This window comes from Microbacterium sp. 69-10, from assembly GCF_001897945.1.
Taxonomy (GTDB): Bacteria; Actinomycetota; Actinomycetes; order Actinomycetales; family Microbacteriaceae; genus Microbacterium.
Window position 1 is genome coordinate 36,205 of the sequence record NZ_MKRT01000008.1, and the last position, 14,958, is coordinate 51,162.

Here is a 14,958-nt window from a genome sequence, read left to right on the forward strand (position 1 = left end):
AAAGATGCACCGTGGGACGCTGGCGGATGGCGTCGAGTGAGGGCAATCATCGCACTTCTTCTGCCGGTTCCGATCCGGTGGCACTACCCGCACTTCGGGCATGGCGCGGATTCGGTGCTCATCTGGTGGTCTAGCGGCGATGGGTACTCGTGGCGTGCGCGATACGTCGCCGTGGGCTATGGCCGCAACTGGCAAGCGTACATCTACGAGGACGGCGAGTGAGCCGGTCGGCTCACACCTATGCGCTTGACGGCATCGAGGTCGTGCTGACCGTGCCGGAAGGCGTCCGGGTGCCGCGCGTGCTGGTGCTCCGTGAGACGGCCGGCGGGCACGTGCTCGAGTTCGAGCATGTCGGCGTGAAGGCGGTTCGCGCCACAGCGAAGCGGAAGCCGCAGCAGGCGCGCCCGCTGACCAAGATGCCGGAGGACTGGCTACCGCCTGAGCATGAGGTGGCGCAGGCGAACATCAAGGCGCCGTCCGTGAATGTCGAGTTCGAGACGGCGCAGTTCGTTGACTGGGCGATCTCGAAGGGCGAGAAGCGGGCCGACTGGCTGGCGGCGTGGCGGACATGGATCCGCCGCACGCATCAGCGGAACCTCGAGGCCGGGTGGAAGCCGAAGAGCGCCCCGGCCGCTGAAGATGCGCGCGCGAAGTGGTGCCGTCTGCATGGCGTCACGGTCGAAGAGTACGAAGCCAAGAAGGGCGATGCGGAGTGGTTGGAGAGGATCAAGCGGCGCGGGGTGGTGGCCTGATCTGGGATCGGGATGCTGAGCGTGCCGCGCTCGGCGCGATGATGATCGACCACCGTCGCGCGTGGGATGTGCTCGACATCGCGCAGCCTGCGGACTTCCACGATCCGGCGCATGAGTCGATCGCTGAGGCGATTCGGCGGCTGCTGCTGCGGAAGGCGGGCACCGACGCGGTGCTGGTTGAGGACGAGCTGCGCGCGATGGGCGTCACGATCCATCAGGGGCCGGCGTACCTGTTCGAGCTGACGTCGGCGGCGTCGTCGGCGGCGATGGGTGAGCATTACGCCGAGATCGTGCACGAGCAGGCGATTCGTCGGCGTTTGCAGGCCGCGTCGCAGGAGGTGCGGTTGCTGGCGGAGAACGCTGAGGCGGGCGCGGTCGAGCAGGTGGAGGCGGCGCGGGCGGTGCTCGACAGCATCGTGGCCGGGAAGTCGGAGGCGCACCTGGTGGGTGCGACGATCGATGACACGGTGGCGTCGCTGTTCGAGACTCCGGAGTTCACGCCGACGCCGTGGCGGGACATCAATGGGCTGATCGATGGGTGCCGGCCCGGTGCGCTGTACATCGTCGGCGCCCGGCCCGCGTCGGGCAAGACGATGATGGGCCTGAACCTTGCTGTCGAGCTGGCGCGCACGGGCAAGACGTCGGTGTTCGTGTCGCTCGAGATGTCGGAATCGGAGATCCACAAGCGGCTGTTGGCGCAGCTCGGTGAGGTCGACATGAAGCGCATCAACACGGGTGTGCTGAACGATGATGACTTGCCGCGGTTGCAGGCGGCGCAGGAGCAGATCAGGGCGCTGAAGCTGGCGGTGCTGGATGATCCGGCGGTGACGGTCGCGCAGATCCGTGGGTACGTGCGCACGCTGTCGCGGTCGCATGAGATCGGGTCGCTGACGGTCGACTATGTGGGGCTGTTGCAGGGCGATCCGTCGAAGCCGCGGCATCAACTGATCGGTGAGTTCTCCCGGGCGATGAAGCTCATTGCGAAGGAGTTCCATATCCCGGTCATCGTGCTGTCGCAGCTCAACCGGAAGTCGGAAGAGCGGATGGATCGGCGCCCCATGGTGTCCGACCTGAAAGAGTCCGGCGATCTTGAGCAGGATGCCGACGTGGTGCTGCTGCTGCACCGTGACCCGGACGACGAAGACAAACGCGGCGAGGTCGGCGTGATCGTCGGGAAGAACCGGCACGGGCCGACCGGCGACGTGCGCTTGGCGTGGCGCGGCCACTACATGACGATGAGCGATCTCGCCTTCGATGACTTCGGCGGCGGGGGATGGGAACCAGGGGCATGAATCACGCGATCGCTGAACTGCAGAAGCGTGCAGGTTTCCTTGAAGGGGAGATCGAGGACGCGCAGGATTTCGCCAGACGGGCCGCTGGCAAGGCGACCGACGCGAGGCTTGAACTCAAGCGTGCCGAGGAAGAAGCAGAGAAGAAGCGGGACGTCCTGTTGCAGCTGCACTCCGAGCGCGAGGAACTACTGTCCGCGATCGAGATCCTGCGGGGCACAGACCGCCCGGACGGGAGTGGCCGCGATGATTAGCGGCGTCACCCCGGTTGTTCGCGCCGAGCTGGATCAGACGCCCGAGTGGTGGGATGCGCAGTACCGCGCGCTCGAGCGGAAGCTGATCCCCACGGATGCCGCGTCGCATGAGGGGCACCGCATCGTGGAAGAGCGGCGGATATGCGTCGCCGAACCGACCCGGTACTGCATCGACTGTGGTGGCGTGAAGCTCGAGGTCGAGTATGCGTAGGCGCTGCGGGTGGTGTGGTGTCCGGCTCCGCTGGTGGCAGGTGAACCTGTGCCGGGTGTGTCGGATCTATGCGCAGCTCGGGTTCACGCATCCGTGTAGTGAGGGTGCGCGGTGGGATGCCGCGCCGGATCGGCGCCCGGGATGAGAGATCCGCGCCGAGATGGGACACGACGCGAGCGCTTGGAGTTCTGGCGCGAGCGGATGGCGAACGCCGAGCGCATCGGGCGCCCGGCGCACATTGAGCACGTGCGTGCACGCCTCGAAGGGATCGAGGCGCTGGTGCGCGCAGACGAGACGAAGGAGAGCTGATGGCAGGCGAAACGCTCATCACGGTGGTTGGCAATCTGACGGCGGACCCGGAGCTGCGGTACACGCAGAGCGGTCTGCCGGTGGCGAACTTCACGATCGCGAGTACGCCGCGGTCGTTCGATCGTCAGGCGAACGAGTGGAAGGACGGTGACGCGCTGTTCCTGCGCGCGAGCGTGTGGCGCGAGTTCGCCGAGCACGTCGCCGGGTCGCTGTCGAAGGGCATGCGTGTGATCGCGCAGGGGCGTCTGCGTCAGCGCGCGTACACCGACCGCGACGGCAACAACCGGACGGCGATCGAACTCGAGGTGGACGAGATCGGCCCGAGCCTCCGGTACGCCACGGCGCAGGTCACGCGCGCGGCCTCGGGGCAGTCGGCGCCGCCGCAGCAGGATTGGGCGCCGAGTGCGTCGGATGCTGACGCGTGGGCGACGCCGGGCACCTTCGGGGATGACACCCCGTTCTGATGCAGGGGTGTGCGAGGGGATGCAGGCGGCGGGGTGAGCACTTCGCCGCTTGCCCGTCCTATGGGGGCGGTGGTGACTGCCGCGGGTGTGTTCCGCGTGAGACGGTCGGTGACTCGCTGCTGTGCGGGCGCTGCTTCGGGAGGGTGCGCGGGCTGATCGCGGGGGCGCCGGACATGCTGGCGCATCTGCGGGCGATGATCGACCCGCTGAAGGGCACGGACTATTCGCGGGAGCAGGGCGGCGGGTCGCGCACGGACGCGCCGCCGCCGGTTCCGGTGGAGCTGTTGGACGCCGCGGACTACATCACGACCGTGCTGTGGTCGGCGGTGGAGGTGATCGAGGGGCGGATGCCGGTCGGTCGCATGCAGGTGCCGGTCGCGGCCGGTGTGGTCGTGGTGCACGACTTCGCCGAGCATGCGGTGCAGGTGATTCTCGAGGCGTTGCCGCGTCTGTCGGAGCGTGACGAGATCGTGCCGTTCGCGGATGCCGTGATCGGGCGCCCGGCGTCGCGCGACGAGTGGACGCTGCGGACAATCTTCGAGCGGTGGTCGCTTCGGGATGAGCCGTGGTGGGCTGCGCAGCCGTGCCCGGTGCCGTCGTGCGGCCTGCGGGCCGTGAAGGTGACGCCGCCGGAGATCCCGGGCGATGAGACGCGCTATGAGTGCGCGAAGTGCGGGTGGGTGGCACCCGAAGACACGGATGGATTCTGGGCTGACGCGTTCAGCCGCAGGGAAGGGAGAGCGGCATGATGTGGAAGCCGAAGGTGAGGCAGGATCGCCTGACGGGCCGTTGGTATCTGGTCGGTGCGCCGGGCCGGTTCGGGTCGTGGCGCGAGGCGTACGAGTCGGCGCGGCGTGCGGCTGCTCGGTTTGCTGGGCGGGAGGTGCCCTGCTGATGGCGGCGGTCACAGAGCGCGTGGTGAGCGTGCGGGCTGGGTTCGTTGTGGGTGCGGTCGAGGACTCGGTGAAGCACCCGGGGCACTACACGTCGCACCCTTCAGGTGTCGAGGTGATCGAGATCACCCGGCATGAGTCGTTCCTGCGCGGCAACATCCTGAAGTACGTGCTGCGCGCCCCGCGCAAGGGCAACGAGCTTGAAGATCTGCGGAAGGCGCAGACCTACCTCGCTTGGGAGATCGAGCGAGTCGAGAGGGAGAATGCGTGACGGTCACCGTCTACACGAAACCGAAGTGTCAGCCATGCCGGGCGACGATCCGCTACCTGGATGAGCGCGGCATCGAGCACGAGACGAAGGACACGACCGACCCGGCGTATCTCGCTGAGGCGAAGGCGCTGGGCTACATGGGTGCCCCGGTGGTCGTGGTGGTGCCGGCGCCGGGTGAGTCGGTGTCGCACTGGTACGGGTTCCGCCCGGATCTGCTCGGCGTGGTCGCCGAAGCGCTGGGGAAGACAGAGGTTCTGAAGGAGGCTGCGTGATGCAGACGCATCTGATTGAGCATCGGCGCGACACCGAGTCGCCGTGGATGCCGGTGACGACGGTGCAGGATGACCTGCTGGACGATATCATGCCGCTGGTGCCGACCGAGCCGGGGGAGTGGCGTGTGCGCCCGGAGAACCCGGAGCCGCGGCATCCGGTCGCGCCGCAGCGGAAGACGGTGCGGTTCACCGTGTGGGATCGCGTGAAGTGGTGGGCGATGTTCCGCTTCTCGAAGCGGGCGCGCGGATGACGCGACGCACTCCGGTGCACTTCCCGCGAATGAAGGTGCGTGGGTGGCGGAACCGTGCGAAGACGGCCGCGCGCCATGTGACTGTCTTCGAGTTTCCGTTCGCGCGGCCGGTGAGGACCGCGACCGGCTATCGCTTCAACGTGCTGGCCGGCCCTGAGCCGGGCGCGGTCCTCATCCGCAGCACGTATGTGCGGGACGGGTGGGGCCGGATCATACGGGCGGGGGCGTAGCGCGATCAGCCGGTGGCTGTCTGCGGCCGGTCGTAGCCTGGGGATGGAGGTCACGTGACACACATTGAACACTGCCCGATGCCCGTCAAGGGTGGCGGGGACTGCTGGGCGGAGCCGCACCCGGCGTCGAGCTTCGGGCTGTGCGTGGAGCACTGGCGCGGCGTCGTGCAGGACTGGGTATCCGACGTGCCGCAGACCACGCGGCGGTGCTCGGCGTGCGGCGTGCTGAATCAATACGACACGGCCGACTGGGCGTCGGCGAACTGCACAGCGTGCGGGCAATGCATGGATGCGCCGTGGTTGGTGGAAGAGCATGGTCGGCGCGTGAGCGCGCTCGAGCGGGCGGAGGGCGTACCGGAAGGCGTCGTCTACTACGTGAGGTTCGGCGACCGAATCAAGATCGGCTTCTCGGCGTCCTTCGCGGAACGCATGCGGGCGATTCCCCACGATGAAGTGCTTGCCGTCGAGCCGGGCAGCTATCGCCACGAGAAGCGCGTGCACGCCCGGTTCGCGGCTCACCGCGCGGGCGGTCAGCGCGAATGGTTCGCAGCGGCTCCCGAGATCGTGGAGCACGCGACCTCGCTTCGTGGTGTCTACGGAGAACCGTTCCAGTATGCCGCCGCGATCGAAGCGCAGCACGTGGCCGCGGCGGACGCGCGGGAACACGGAGATATCGAGCGAGCAATGGAGGTAGCGACCGCGTGACGTTGGAAGACAGGTGGCTGTCGGTCAAGGATGCTGCGGCGGCGGTCAGCGTCTCGGACGCGACCGTGCGCCGCTACATCCGAAAGGGCGACGTGCAGTTGCGCCTCGGGCTAGTGCGTCTGTCGCAGGTACAGCGCGCCGAGGCGGCAGCGCGGCGACGGAAAGGCGCGAACTTGCAGGGCGGGGGAGCGCGCGGGAAGTGGTTGCAGGAGAAGGCTGAAGCCTTCTTCGCTGCGCACGGCATCGACGGCCCGGGGCGGTCGCTGGTGCTGGAATTCGTCGCGCACGCGCGCGGATAGATCATGTGCACCGGAGTGCACAAATCTGTGTTAAGCTAGCGCAAGCGCGATCAGACTCGGAAGACCACAAGGTGGTTCCGGGTCTTTTTTGTTGCGCCGAGGCGGGGCATTGCCCCTGTCCCGCCTCTCTCAATCTCACCCCGTCGCCGCCCGTCCTCACCATGACACGTGGCGCCGTTGCCCCTGGTTGATCGGACTGCTCAGCAGCGATCCCGGCAGTGATGTGCGCGCGGTACTCGACGGAGCTTGCGCGGCGGGGTTGTTCTTTCAAGGGAGGTGCCGTGATGGCGCTGAAGGATGTTCTGAAGACGCCGCCCGCGTCCACGACCGGATACAGGTCGCGTATCGAGGTCTGGCGTGATGGTCTGGACGACGCCGACCGGAAGGCGTTCGACGCCGCGGTGCGGAACCCACAGTGGACGGGCGCGGCGCTCGCCCGCGTCGTGAAAGCCGAAGGGCTGAACATCGGCGAGTCAGCCATGCGCGACTACCGGGCCAAGGTGAGCGCTACGTGACGCTGGCTGACACGCTGGCCGATGTGCCGATCCCTGATCCGCCAGCGAAGTACCGCAAGCATGCGGAGTTCGATGAGAAGGGTGGCACGGCATCCACCGGCCCGGTGCGTCAGATGGTCACCGACTATCGGGAGCTGCTGACGCTCGCCGGCCTCGACCCTGACGCGTTCCGCATCGTCGGCAAGGTGTCGCAGTGGACGAAGACGCACCATGGCCGCGAGGACACGTACAGCTTCCTGTTCACGTTCGAGCCGATCCCCGCCGAGGGCGAAGAGTCGGACATCGCGCGCGAGCTGGCGTCGATGATCAAGCCCGTGCGCCCGCTGAAGGCGCCGCACGCGCAGGGTCTGCCGATGGTGGTCTGTCTCGCTGACGCTCAGATGGGCAAGGACGGGCCGGACGCTGACACTCCCGAGCAGATGGATGCCCGGTTCGAGTCGGCGCTGGCGCAGGTCGCGGCGATGGTGAAGGCTCGGCGTCCGTCTGAGCTGATCATCGCTGACAACGGAGATCCGGTGGAGGGCATCACGTCGTCGGCGCCGAATCAGATCGCGACGAACACGCTCGACTTCCCCGAGCAGATCCGGAAGTGGCAGCGCAGGTTGACGCAGACGATCCTGACGCTCGCGCCGCTGGCGGGGAAGACGCACATCGCGGCTGTCCCGTCGAACCATGGCGAAGTGCGCAACAGCGCCGGGAAGGTCGGCTACGGCGACCACGGGTTGGGTGTCGCGCGCACGGTGATGGATGCGTTCGAGCTGCTGAACAGCAAGCTAGATCTGACCTTCCATTTCCCGGCGACGCACCATGACGTGATCACGTACGTGGACGTCGGCGATGCTCGGGTGGCGTTCACTCACGGGCATCATGCGAAGGCTATCGAGCGGATGCCGCAGTGGATCGCGAATCAGGCGGCGTCGCTGCGTTCCCCGATGCGGGATACGCACATCGTCTGTCACGGGCACTTCCATCAGCCGGGCTACCGCGAGTCGCGGGGTAGGGCGATCGTGTCGTGCTCGATGTTCGACGCGGGGTCGTCGTGGTTCGAGAACCTGACCGGCGAGTACTCGCGGCCTTCGATCACGACGTTCAGCATCCGCGACCGGCGGGTGTTCGATATCAGGTTCGTGGAGCCGAACATGCCGGAAGCGGCATAACTCAAGCTCGAATACTTCCCGCATATAGCCGGGACGGCAATCACCGAAGCCGGGGCAATGGGTGACGCGAGGTCGTGACGCGATGAATCACGACGCTTTCGGGCGTAGCTCAGTTGGCAGAGCATCTGACTGTTGATCAGCCGCGCGCAGGTTCGAGTCCTGCCGCCCGAGCGTGACCGATATCGCACGGTTCGCGGTTGTACAGCCGTCCGTGCCCGATGTCGTGGGAGGACGCTCCCTCACGCCGCCCGTCGTGGTTGTCCACGGGCACAGCGCGCCCGGTGCGAATCTCTGACTCGACAGCCGGGCGCGCACTCGGGGATGAAGCTCAGGTGGTAGAGCGCGCGCTTCCCAAGCGCGCTTGTGCGGGTTCGACGCCCGTCATCCCCTCGCGGGTAGCCGTCATGCGACGCGCACCCTTTCCTTGCTCCGAGCGTACGGAGCGCCGCGAGCCTGGGGCGCGGGATACGAAGTGCCCCCGCATTCTTCCGAGAGGGGTAGGGCAATGGTGCATGACCCGGATGCCGTGAAGGTGGCGGCTCTCGAGGACTTCTACGGCGGCGAGGTGCCGGCGTCGACAGCAGCGCGCGTGATCGTGCGTGACCTGGACGACGACCTGGTGCACCCGTTCGCAGACTGACCACCAACTGATAGGGGCAACGACATGGTGTCGAAGAAGGAAATGCAGCACGAACTGAAGCTGCTGAAGGTCTCACTCGAGAGGACGACCCGAGAACTGGAAGCAGTCGGGCGTGACAACAGCGCGTACCGCGCTCGCGAGGCGGCGCGCTTCCGATCGGATCGGGCCGCAGAGCAGCGGAAGCGTCAGGAGGCGGAGCGCGAGGACAAGGCGAAGCGCCGACAGGAGCTGTCGGACGGCATGCTGCGCCTCGCGGACGCGTCCGAGTGGGCCATCGTCTCGGATGAGCGCGGGAAGGTGCTCGAACTGACGGTGCCGCTGTCGGGCGATGTCGAGCCGATCGTGCACGGGGTGCTCAGCAAGAAGGCCGAGCCGAGCGCGGCCTTCGGTGCAGGACTCGTGATGGACGAGTGGCAGCGGCGAGTGGCTGACAGCGTCAATGCGATGGCCGCGAACGCGCGGCGCATTCGGTACGCCTACGGCATCTGACATCAACTCGGGGAGGGCCGGGCATCCATCACTGGGTGTCCGGCCCTTCGCATATCCAAGGGGCAAGCATGAGAAGGATCTTCTGGGTTGGGCTTGTAGTCGGCGCGGTCGCGACAATCGCGTTCGCGCCATCGGGTGAGCCGGCACTGCCGGAGCCGGGAGCACGCCGCATCGTCGCGGCAGTCTTCGGGGTGAGGCCATGAGCATGCCGACCACGGAGAGGACCGCGGCTCAGCAGCTCGCAACAGCACGCCTGCTGCTGGGGCAGTTCGAGGCACAGCTTCGGGAGTGGAAGCACATGGGGGCGAAGAAGCGCCTGCGCTCCGCCCGGGGCAAAGACCTGGCACGCCGCATGCCGGGACTGAAGGCAGGCCACGCCAAGTGGACGGCCCGCGTCGAAGACCTCGAGGCACGCGCCGCAGCAGAGCAGGAAGCGGGCACCTAGAGCATGGGAGTACGACAGGGATCGAAGTGGCGTGCAGTGCGGGAGAGGGTCATCCGGGAGGAAGACATCTGCCACCTCTGCCGGGAGCCGGTAGACAAGTCCCTGCCGTACAAGGATCCGCGCACAGGGAAACCCAACGGGCGGTCGAAGTCAGTCCATCACCTGGACCCACACCCGACACCCGAGACGGTAGCCATCCGCTCACGACTCAGACTCGCTCACCTGTCCTGCAACAGCAGCCAAGGCGACGGCTCACGCGTGAAGTCGAAGACATCGCGGCGCTGGTAGGCGCCCGCGAACGCTCGCCTGTCGGGGCGAGTGGCCCGCAGGTCGGATTGATCCCCGGCCGTGGCGGGCCTTTCTTGTACCCGCCGACACGGGAGACGACATGACGACCTGCACAGCAGAAGAGGGCTGTACGGCTGATGCCGTGACGATGAAGCTCTGCAACAAGCACTACAAGCGCACCCGGCCGCGTACACCCGACGTGATGGTGGACATGGTGTGCGACTGCTGCGGTACGACGTTCAAGCGTGCGCGACGCAGCAAGGCGAGATACGCGAGGGCGTACTGCTCGACTCTGTGCCGTGACTACGACGCATACGGCCCGCTCGCGCACAATCTGCCGGTGACGCATTGGGCGCGCTGGTACGGGGCCGCGAGCGAGTGGACGGCACCGGAGCGACAAGGGGTGACGTTCCAGTGTGGGGCATGCGCGGATTGTGGAGCGGGGATAGTCGAACCCGCCGGGCAGACTCCATCCGTCTACTGCGGACGCCGCTGCACGAAGAGATCGGCCAAGCGTCGCCGCAGAGCGCGAGAGCACGGCGCGACGGGTGAGTTCAGGTGGTCACAGCTCATGGCGCAGCACATGCGACAGGGCAGACGGTGCGCCTATTGCGGGGAGCTAACGGAGAACCCCGACCCGGAGCACGTGGTGCCGCTGAGCCGTGGCGGACGCAACGACATGTCGAATCTGGTGACCGCGTGCAGAGCATGCAACACCGACAAGGGAGACATGACGCCCGCCGAGTGGAGCGCCGACCGTGCACACCGAGGCAAGCCAGCGCTGAACACAGACCTGCAAGGTACAGCCTTCACTCACCTGTGGATCAGAGAACCGATGAATGAGGCATGGCGACATCGCAAGGCTGCGTGAGTACGCAGGGATGTGGGTCGGACTCGAGGTCGACAGACCCCCTGGCCCCCATCCCCTCGCGCCCATCCACCGGGTACCGCCGGGGAGTCGCCATCTCTCTCCCCACTTGATGGGCTGATTTCTTTCAGGGGGTGCCAGATGGCCGTTTCGAGGACGAATCCGCATCACCTCGGCACCCGTGGCCTGCGGTTGTGGAAATCAATCGAGACCGGGAAGAACCTGTCGGAGATCGAGCAGCAGAACCTGGTCGAAGCGTGCCGGATCGCTGATCGTCTCGAGAAGCTGGATGAGCTGGTGCGCGGCGACGAAGACGCGTGGTTCCGGCTGAAGCTCCCGCGCACGGATGACGGCGTGATTGAAGTGCTGATCAACGACCCGATGAAGGAAGCCCGGATGCACGCCGCTGCGTTGCGTCAGCTCATCGCCCCGTTCGAGGCGGTGAAGAGCGACGAGGGCACCAAGGAGGTGCCTTCCAATGTCGCGAGCATCAAGGAAGCCGCCGCGCGGAAGGGTCGTGCCGCCGCGGGTTCGAAGCGTTCCGCGAAGTAGCGGCACTGCTGGCGATGAGGCAATCGCGCTCTATGAGCTGTCGGGCCAGGTGCTGGACGAGTGGCAGAAGGAGTCGGTGCGGGATGCGCTGGCCTACGCCGCCGATGGCAACTGGGCCGCGTTTGAGTTCGCGCTGATCGTCCCGCGCCAGAACGGCAAGGGCGAGGTGCTGGCCTGCATCGAGCTGGCGTTCATCGTGCTGTTCGACGCGAAGCTGGTCATCCACACGGCGCACGAGTTCAAGACCTCGCAAGAGGCGTTCCTGCGCATCAAGTCGATTGTGGAGGGCACGCCGGAGCTGTACGCGCTGGTCAAGCGCCGCGGCTCCCGCGTCGTCGGCATCCGCACGGCGAACGGTGAAGAGGGCATCGAGCTTGAGTCGGGCGCCCGTCTCCGGTTCCTGGCGCGCTCGAAGGGATCGGGCCGCGGGTTCACCGCGGATCTCGTGATTCTCGATGAGGCGTACGACCTGCCGGAAGAGACGCTGGCGGCGATCATGGCGACCCTGACCGCGGCACCGAACCCGCTGATCATCTACACCTCGAGCGCGGCGCTGGACAGCTCCGAGGTGCTGCGCCGGATCATGGCGCGCGGTCGCCGCGAGGACGACCGGCCTAAGGACAAGAACCTGGCGTACCGGGAGTACAGCGCCGATCCCAAGGCAGACTTCGATGACCCCGAGGTGCAGCGGAGCGCGAACCCGGCCACCGAGTCGGGCCGCGTGACGCTGAAGCAGCTCGCGAAGCTGCGCGCCGCGACGCCGAACGATGCGAAGTTCGGCCGGGAACACCTCGGCATCCTGGACGAAGCAGACGGCACGCGCGTCATCGACGCCGAGCGGTGGGCGTCGCTCGCCGACGAAGACTCGATGATGTGGGGTGGTGTGCCCGGCGTGCTACGCCGCGGCGTGACCGCGCTCGCGATCGATGTGAACTTCGACGGGTCGATGGCATCCGTCGCCATGGTCGGACGGCAGGCGATCCGCAAGCGCGGGCACTGGGCGTCCGGGCCGAAGCTTCAGGGCGAGATCATCAAGCGCGGATCGGGCACCGGGTGGGTGGTCGACTACGTGAAGGGCATCATCCAGCGGTGGGGGCCGATGGTGATCGCGCTCGACCCGAAGGGCGCCGCCGGCAAGCTGGTGCCGCGGTTCGAAGCCGAGTCGATCGACCTCGAGCTGATCAGCTACGCCAAGCACGTGCAGGCGTGCATGTACTTCGAAGAGCTGATCATGGGGCCGACCGACGAGCGCGGCCGGCATGACCCGGACGCGCCCCGACTGTTCGTGCACCTCGATGACGTGTTCCTGAACGACGCCGTGGAGGCGGGCAAGAAGCGCACCCCGGGCGAAGCCGGGGAATGGCTGTGGCACCGACGTGACACCACGGACATCTCGCCGCTGGTCGCGATGACGCTGGCGGTGTACGCCTTCATCCGCGCCGAGGGTGCTGAACCCGAGCGGCTGAAGGTCAGCACCGCCATGTACTCATTCTCGTGATTGGAGGCTCATGGATCTGAGCACCGCGAAGGCCCGCGCCTCTGTTGCGTGGGATGTGCTGAACATCAACTCGGCCACCGCGAAGAAGATGAAGCGCCGTGAGCACTACCTGCACGGCGAGCAGGACAAGCCGTGGGCGCCGGAAGGCATCGGCGACGAGCACAAGTCGCTGCGCGATCAGTCGATCGCGAACTGGATGCCGCTCCCGGTGTACGCGCCCATCCAGCGGATGAGGTGCGAGGGGCTGCGCTCCGGCCTAGGTAAGAAGTACGACACCGATCTGTGGCGCGACGTCTGGGCGTCGAACAAGCTCGAGGCGCGGCAGACGATCATCTACGAGTCGATGATGACGCACGGTCGGGGCATCGCTGGCGTGTGGATGAACGATAAGAACGCTGCGCGCCCGGTGGTGCGTCCGCAGTCCGTCCGCAACGTCTACATCCATCCTTCCGAGGATGACCCGTTCACCGCCGATTACGCGGTCAAGATCGTGGAGCGGCAGAAGTCCCCGAACGCGCTGATCGTGCCGGAGGGGGCGCGGGATGCCGACTGGGTGGCGTACGTCTACGACGACACGTCGTTCTACCGGCTGAGCCGCGAGGGCGGCGGATGGGCGGACGGCGGCAAGCGCGGGGATCACCCGATGAAGGCCGTCCCGTTCGTGACGTTCGACTACCGGTCGAACGCCAACGGTGAAGTGTTCAGCCCGGTGGATCCGCTGATCCCGCAGCAGAACGCGATCAACACGATTCGGTTCAACATGCTGCTGGCGATGCAGTTCAGCGCGTACCGGCAGCGCGTGGTGACCGGGTTCGATCCCGTGCTGCGCGACAACACCGGGCAGATCGTCTACGAGAAGGACGAGAACGGCGCCTACATCCTCCGCAACGGGCAGAAGGTGCCGGTGCTGGCGGACTTCGGGCGCGCTGCGGTCGATCGGATGCTGGTCTTCAACGGGGATCAGACGAAGGTCTTCGACATGCCGGAGTCGAACCTGGCGAACTACGTCACCATGCTGACCGAGTTCCTGACGCAGTTCTTCGCAACCTCGCAGGTGCCACCGCAGTACCTGCTCTCGCGGATGGCGAACCTGTCCGGTGATGCGATCTCGGGCGCCGAGTCGACGCTGACGAGCCTTCAGGGCGAGCTGAAGCGCTACTCGAACGAAGGCATGGTGGAGCTGTTCACGCTCTCCGCGCGTGCCGCGGGCATGGACGAGCCGCATCCCGACATGGAGATGCTGTACGCCGACACCGAAGTGAAGAGCTTCGCGGCGATCGTGGACGGCATCGGCAAGCTCATCACCGCGGGCTTCCCGCGTGAAGCGGCTTGGGAGATGCTTCCGGGCGCGAACCAGCCGAAGGTTCAGCGTTGGCTCGAGATGGCCGACGCCGAGATGAACGCTGAGTTCGAGCGCATCGTGAAGGGGGACATGGATGCTCCCAACAGCGGCGACACAGCACTACAACTCGCAGCGGCAGATCGCCGAGGAAGCGCTTCGGGAGAGTAGGGCGCTCTGGCGGCGAGTCGGCGACGACTTCGACGCTGGGTGGGATCGCATCGGCGGCGCCCTGACGGCGACCGTGCAGGACGCCATGCGCCGCTCGGCGCAGGAGGGCGCCGAGTACGTGCCGGAGGTGCTGGCGCAGACGCGGCAGGACGCGTCGGGGTTGATCCTCGCGAATCCTGCCGCGTTCGCGGTGGCGAACCGTGACGGTGCGCCCGTGGGAGCCGTGCTGCGCACGTCGGTGATCCGGGCGAAGCAGTCGATCGGAGCGGGTCTTTCGGTCGCGGGCGCGCTGCTCGAGGCGCGGAAGTTCCTCGATGTGGCCGTGCCCTCGCTGATCGCAGACGCCAATCGGGGCGCCGTGCAGGCGACGGTGACGACGACGCACGTCACCGGATACGTGCGCATGCTGAACCCGCCTTCCTGCAAGCGGTGCATTCCGCTCGCCGGGAAGTGGTTCCGGTGGAACAAGGGATTTCAGCGGCATCCCGGCTGTGACTGCCGGCACATCCCGGTGTCAGAGAACGCCGCGGGCGACTTCCTCACTGACCCGTACGTGATGTTCAACGGCATGTCGCCGGAAGAGCAGGATCGGGTCTTCGGGAAGCGAGATGCGCAGGCGATCCGTGACGGCGGCGACATCTGGCAGGTGACGAACGCCGACCGCTTCGACAGGAACAGGCCGCGCAGACGTGGCGGCAGGCTCACGCTGGACGACATCTACGCCGAGGCGGGGGACAGCAAGACGCGGGCCGTCGAGCTGATGCGCGAGCACGGGTACATCACCGGGCCGCAGCAG

23 protein-coding genes and 2 tRNA genes are annotated in these 14,958 nt (G+C 66.8%); all 25 read left to right on the forward strand.

The genetic code is table 11. The annotated features are described in order from the left end of the window. Positions 1 to 222 (forward strand): hypothetical protein (locus BGN97_RS03510; protein WP_292698080.1); only part of this gene is annotated, 222 nt, incomplete at its 5' end. Between the two features lie 41 nt (positions 223 to 263). Continuing rightward, the gene (locus BGN97_RS03515; RefSeq protein ID WP_292698082.1) at positions 264 to 752 is read left to right on the forward strand and encodes a hypothetical protein; all 489 of its coding nucleotides are present in this window, start codon (positions 264 to 266) and stop codon (positions 750 to 752) included. Then, the gene (locus BGN97_RS03520) at positions 713 to 2,044 is read left to right on the forward strand and encodes a replicative DNA helicase (RefSeq protein WP_292698084.1); all 1,332 of its coding nucleotides are present in this window, start codon (positions 713 to 715) and stop codon (positions 2,042 to 2,044) included. The genes BGN97_RS03515 and BGN97_RS03520 overlap by 40 nt, the downstream gene beginning before the upstream one ends. Continuing rightward, positions 2,041 to 2,295: a hypothetical protein gene (locus BGN97_RS03525; protein WP_292698086.1), complete on the forward strand. Its 255-nt coding sequence runs from the start codon at positions 2,041 to 2,043 to the stop codon at positions 2,293 to 2,295. The genes BGN97_RS03520 and BGN97_RS03525 overlap by 4 nt, the downstream gene beginning before the upstream one ends. Continuing rightward, complete coding sequence (locus BGN97_RS03530) at positions 2,288 to 2,506, forward strand: hypothetical protein (RefSeq protein WP_292698088.1); 219 nt, start codon at positions 2,288 to 2,290, stop codon at positions 2,504 to 2,506. The genes BGN97_RS03525 and BGN97_RS03530 overlap by 8 nt, the downstream gene beginning before the upstream one ends. Before the next feature lie 180 nt (positions 2,507 to 2,686). Further along, positions 2,687 to 2,815: a hypothetical protein gene (locus BGN97_RS03535; RefSeq protein ID WP_292698090.1), complete on the forward strand. Its 129-nt coding sequence runs from the start codon at positions 2,687 to 2,689 to the stop codon at positions 2,813 to 2,815. Then, positions 2,815 to 3,279, forward strand: coding sequence for a single-stranded DNA-binding protein (locus tag BGN97_RS03540; RefSeq protein ID WP_292698092.1), 465 nt, complete (start codon positions 2,815 to 2,817; stop codon positions 3,277 to 3,279). Before BGN97_RS03535 ends, BGN97_RS03540 begins: the two co-directional genes overlap by 1 nt. A 173-nt stretch (positions 3,280 to 3,452) precedes the next feature. Further along, a complete protein-coding gene (locus tag BGN97_RS03545) occupies positions 3,453 to 4,028 on the forward strand; it encodes a hypothetical protein (protein WP_292698094.1) in 576 nt (191 codons plus the stop codon). A gap of 145 nt (positions 4,029 to 4,173) precedes the next feature. Continuing rightward, on the forward strand, positions 4,174 to 4,443 hold the full coding sequence (locus tag BGN97_RS03550; protein WP_292698096.1) for a DUF3310 domain-containing protein: 270 nt from the start codon (positions 4,174 to 4,176) through the stop codon (positions 4,441 to 4,443). Beyond that, complete coding sequence (locus tag BGN97_RS03555) at positions 4,440 to 4,715, forward strand: glutaredoxin family protein (protein ID WP_292698097.1); 276 nt, start codon at positions 4,440 to 4,442, stop codon at positions 4,713 to 4,715. Before BGN97_RS03550 ends, BGN97_RS03555 begins: the two co-directional genes overlap by 4 nt. After that, a complete protein-coding gene (locus BGN97_RS03560) occupies positions 4,712 to 4,966 on the forward strand; it encodes a hypothetical protein (RefSeq protein WP_292698098.1) in 255 nt (84 codons plus the stop codon). The genes BGN97_RS03555 and BGN97_RS03560 overlap by 4 nt, the downstream gene beginning before the upstream one ends. A 284-nt stretch (positions 4,967 to 5,250) precedes the next feature. Beyond that, entirely contained in the window at positions 5,251 to 5,901 is a 651-nt protein-coding gene (locus BGN97_RS03565) for a GIY-YIG nuclease family protein (RefSeq protein ID WP_292698100.1), read from the forward strand. After that, complete coding sequence (locus BGN97_RS03570) at positions 5,898 to 6,200, forward strand: hypothetical protein (RefSeq protein WP_292698102.1); 303 nt, start codon at positions 5,898 to 5,900, stop codon at positions 6,198 to 6,200. The genes BGN97_RS03565 and BGN97_RS03570 overlap by 4 nt, the downstream gene beginning before the upstream one ends. Positions 6,201 to 6,481: 281 nt before the next feature. Continuing rightward, complete coding sequence (locus BGN97_RS03575; protein ID WP_292698104.1) at positions 6,482 to 6,715, forward strand: hypothetical protein; 234 nt, start codon at positions 6,482 to 6,484, stop codon at positions 6,713 to 6,715. After that, on the forward strand, positions 6,712 to 7,872 hold the full coding sequence (locus BGN97_RS03580; RefSeq protein WP_292698106.1) for a hypothetical protein: 1,161 nt from the start codon (positions 6,712 to 6,714) through the stop codon (positions 7,870 to 7,872). The genes BGN97_RS03575 and BGN97_RS03580 overlap by 4 nt, the downstream gene beginning before the upstream one ends. A gap of 98 nt (positions 7,873 to 7,970) precedes the next feature. Beyond that, positions 7,971 to 8,043 (forward strand) — tRNA-Asn (locus BGN97_RS03585). A gap of 146 nt (positions 8,044 to 8,189) precedes the next feature. After that, positions 8,190 to 8,262: transfer RNA gene (locus tag BGN97_RS03590), tRNA-Gly, on the forward strand. A 115-nt stretch (positions 8,263 to 8,377) separates the two neighbouring features. Then, complete coding sequence (locus BGN97_RS03595) at positions 8,378 to 8,512, forward strand: hypothetical protein (RefSeq protein WP_292698107.1); 135 nt, start codon at positions 8,378 to 8,380, stop codon at positions 8,510 to 8,512. A 42-nt stretch (positions 8,513 to 8,554) separates the two neighbouring features. Then, on the forward strand, positions 8,555 to 9,001 hold the full coding sequence (locus tag BGN97_RS03600) for a hypothetical protein (RefSeq protein WP_292698109.1): 447 nt from the start codon (positions 8,555 to 8,557) through the stop codon (positions 8,999 to 9,001). Positions 9,002 to 9,206: 205 nt separating this feature from the next. Next, on the forward strand, positions 9,207 to 9,446 hold the full coding sequence (locus BGN97_RS03605; RefSeq protein ID WP_292698111.1) for a hypothetical protein: 240 nt from the start codon (positions 9,207 to 9,209) through the stop codon (positions 9,444 to 9,446). An 871-nt stretch (positions 9,447 to 10,317) separates the two neighbouring features. After that, positions 10,318 to 10,605, forward strand: a complete 288-nt coding sequence (locus BGN97_RS03610) for an HNH endonuclease (protein WP_292698184.1) — start codon at positions 10,318 to 10,320, stop codon at positions 10,603 to 10,605. Positions 10,606 to 10,743: 138 nt separating this feature from the next. Next, a complete protein-coding gene (locus BGN97_RS03615; RefSeq protein ID WP_292698113.1) occupies positions 10,744 to 11,154 on the forward strand; it encodes a hypothetical protein in 411 nt (136 codons plus the stop codon). 49 nt (positions 11,155 to 11,203) lie between these two features. Beyond that, positions 11,204 to 12,652 carry a hypothetical protein gene (locus BGN97_RS03620; protein ID WP_292698115.1) on the forward strand — a complete coding sequence of 483 codons (1,449 nt, stop codon included), beginning with the start codon at positions 11,204 to 11,206 and terminating at the stop codon, positions 12,650 to 12,652. 10 nt (positions 12,653 to 12,662) lie between these two features. Beyond that, entirely contained in the window at positions 12,663 to 14,162 is a 1,500-nt protein-coding gene (locus BGN97_RS03625) for a phage portal protein (RefSeq protein WP_292698117.1), read from the forward strand. Continuing rightward, positions 14,089 to 14,958: hypothetical protein (locus BGN97_RS03630; protein WP_292698119.1), on the forward strand; the 870-nt coding region annotated here is incomplete at its 3' end. The genes BGN97_RS03625 and BGN97_RS03630, both read left to right, overlap by 74 nt.

Bases quoted from the DNA above. Each gene is read 5' to 3' on its own strand.
- BGN97_RS03525 (WP_292698086.1), top strand. From the start codon at position 2,041: ATGAATCACGCGATCGCTGAACTGCAGAAGCGTGCAGGTTTCCTTGAA.
- BGN97_RS03530 (WP_292698088.1), top strand. From the start codon at position 2,288: ATGATTAGCGGCGTCACCCCGGTTGTTCGCGCCGAGCTGGATCAGACG.
- BGN97_RS03540 (WP_292698092.1), top strand. From the start codon at position 2,815: ATGGCAGGCGAAACGCTCATCACGGTGGTTGGCAATCTGACGGCGGAC.
- BGN97_RS03545 (WP_292698094.1), top strand. From the start codon at position 3,453: ATGCTGGCGCATCTGCGGGCGATGATCGACCCGCTGAAGGGCACGGAC.
- BGN97_RS03550 (WP_292698096.1), top strand. From the start codon at position 4,174: ATGGCGGCGGTCACAGAGCGCGTGGTGAGCGTGCGGGCTGGGTTCGTT.
- BGN97_RS03595 (WP_292698107.1), top strand. From the start codon at position 8,378: ATGGTGCATGACCCGGATGCCGTGAAGGTGGCGGCTCTCGAGGACTTC.
- BGN97_RS03600 (WP_292698109.1), top strand. From the start codon at position 8,555: ATGCAGCACGAACTGAAGCTGCTGAAGGTCTCACTCGAGAGGACGACC.
- BGN97_RS03605 (WP_292698111.1), top strand. From the start codon at position 9,207: ATGCCGACCACGGAGAGGACCGCGGCTCAGCAGCTCGCAACAGCACGC.
- BGN97_RS03610 (WP_292698184.1), top strand. From the start codon at position 10,318: ATGCGACAGGGCAGACGGTGCGCCTATTGCGGGGAGCTAACGGAGAAC.
- BGN97_RS03615 (WP_292698113.1), top strand. From the start codon at position 10,744: ATGGCCGTTTCGAGGACGAATCCGCATCACCTCGGCACCCGTGGCCTG.
- BGN97_RS03625 (WP_292698117.1), top strand. From the start codon at position 12,663: ATGGATCTGAGCACCGCGAAGGCCCGCGCCTCTGTTGCGTGGGATGTG.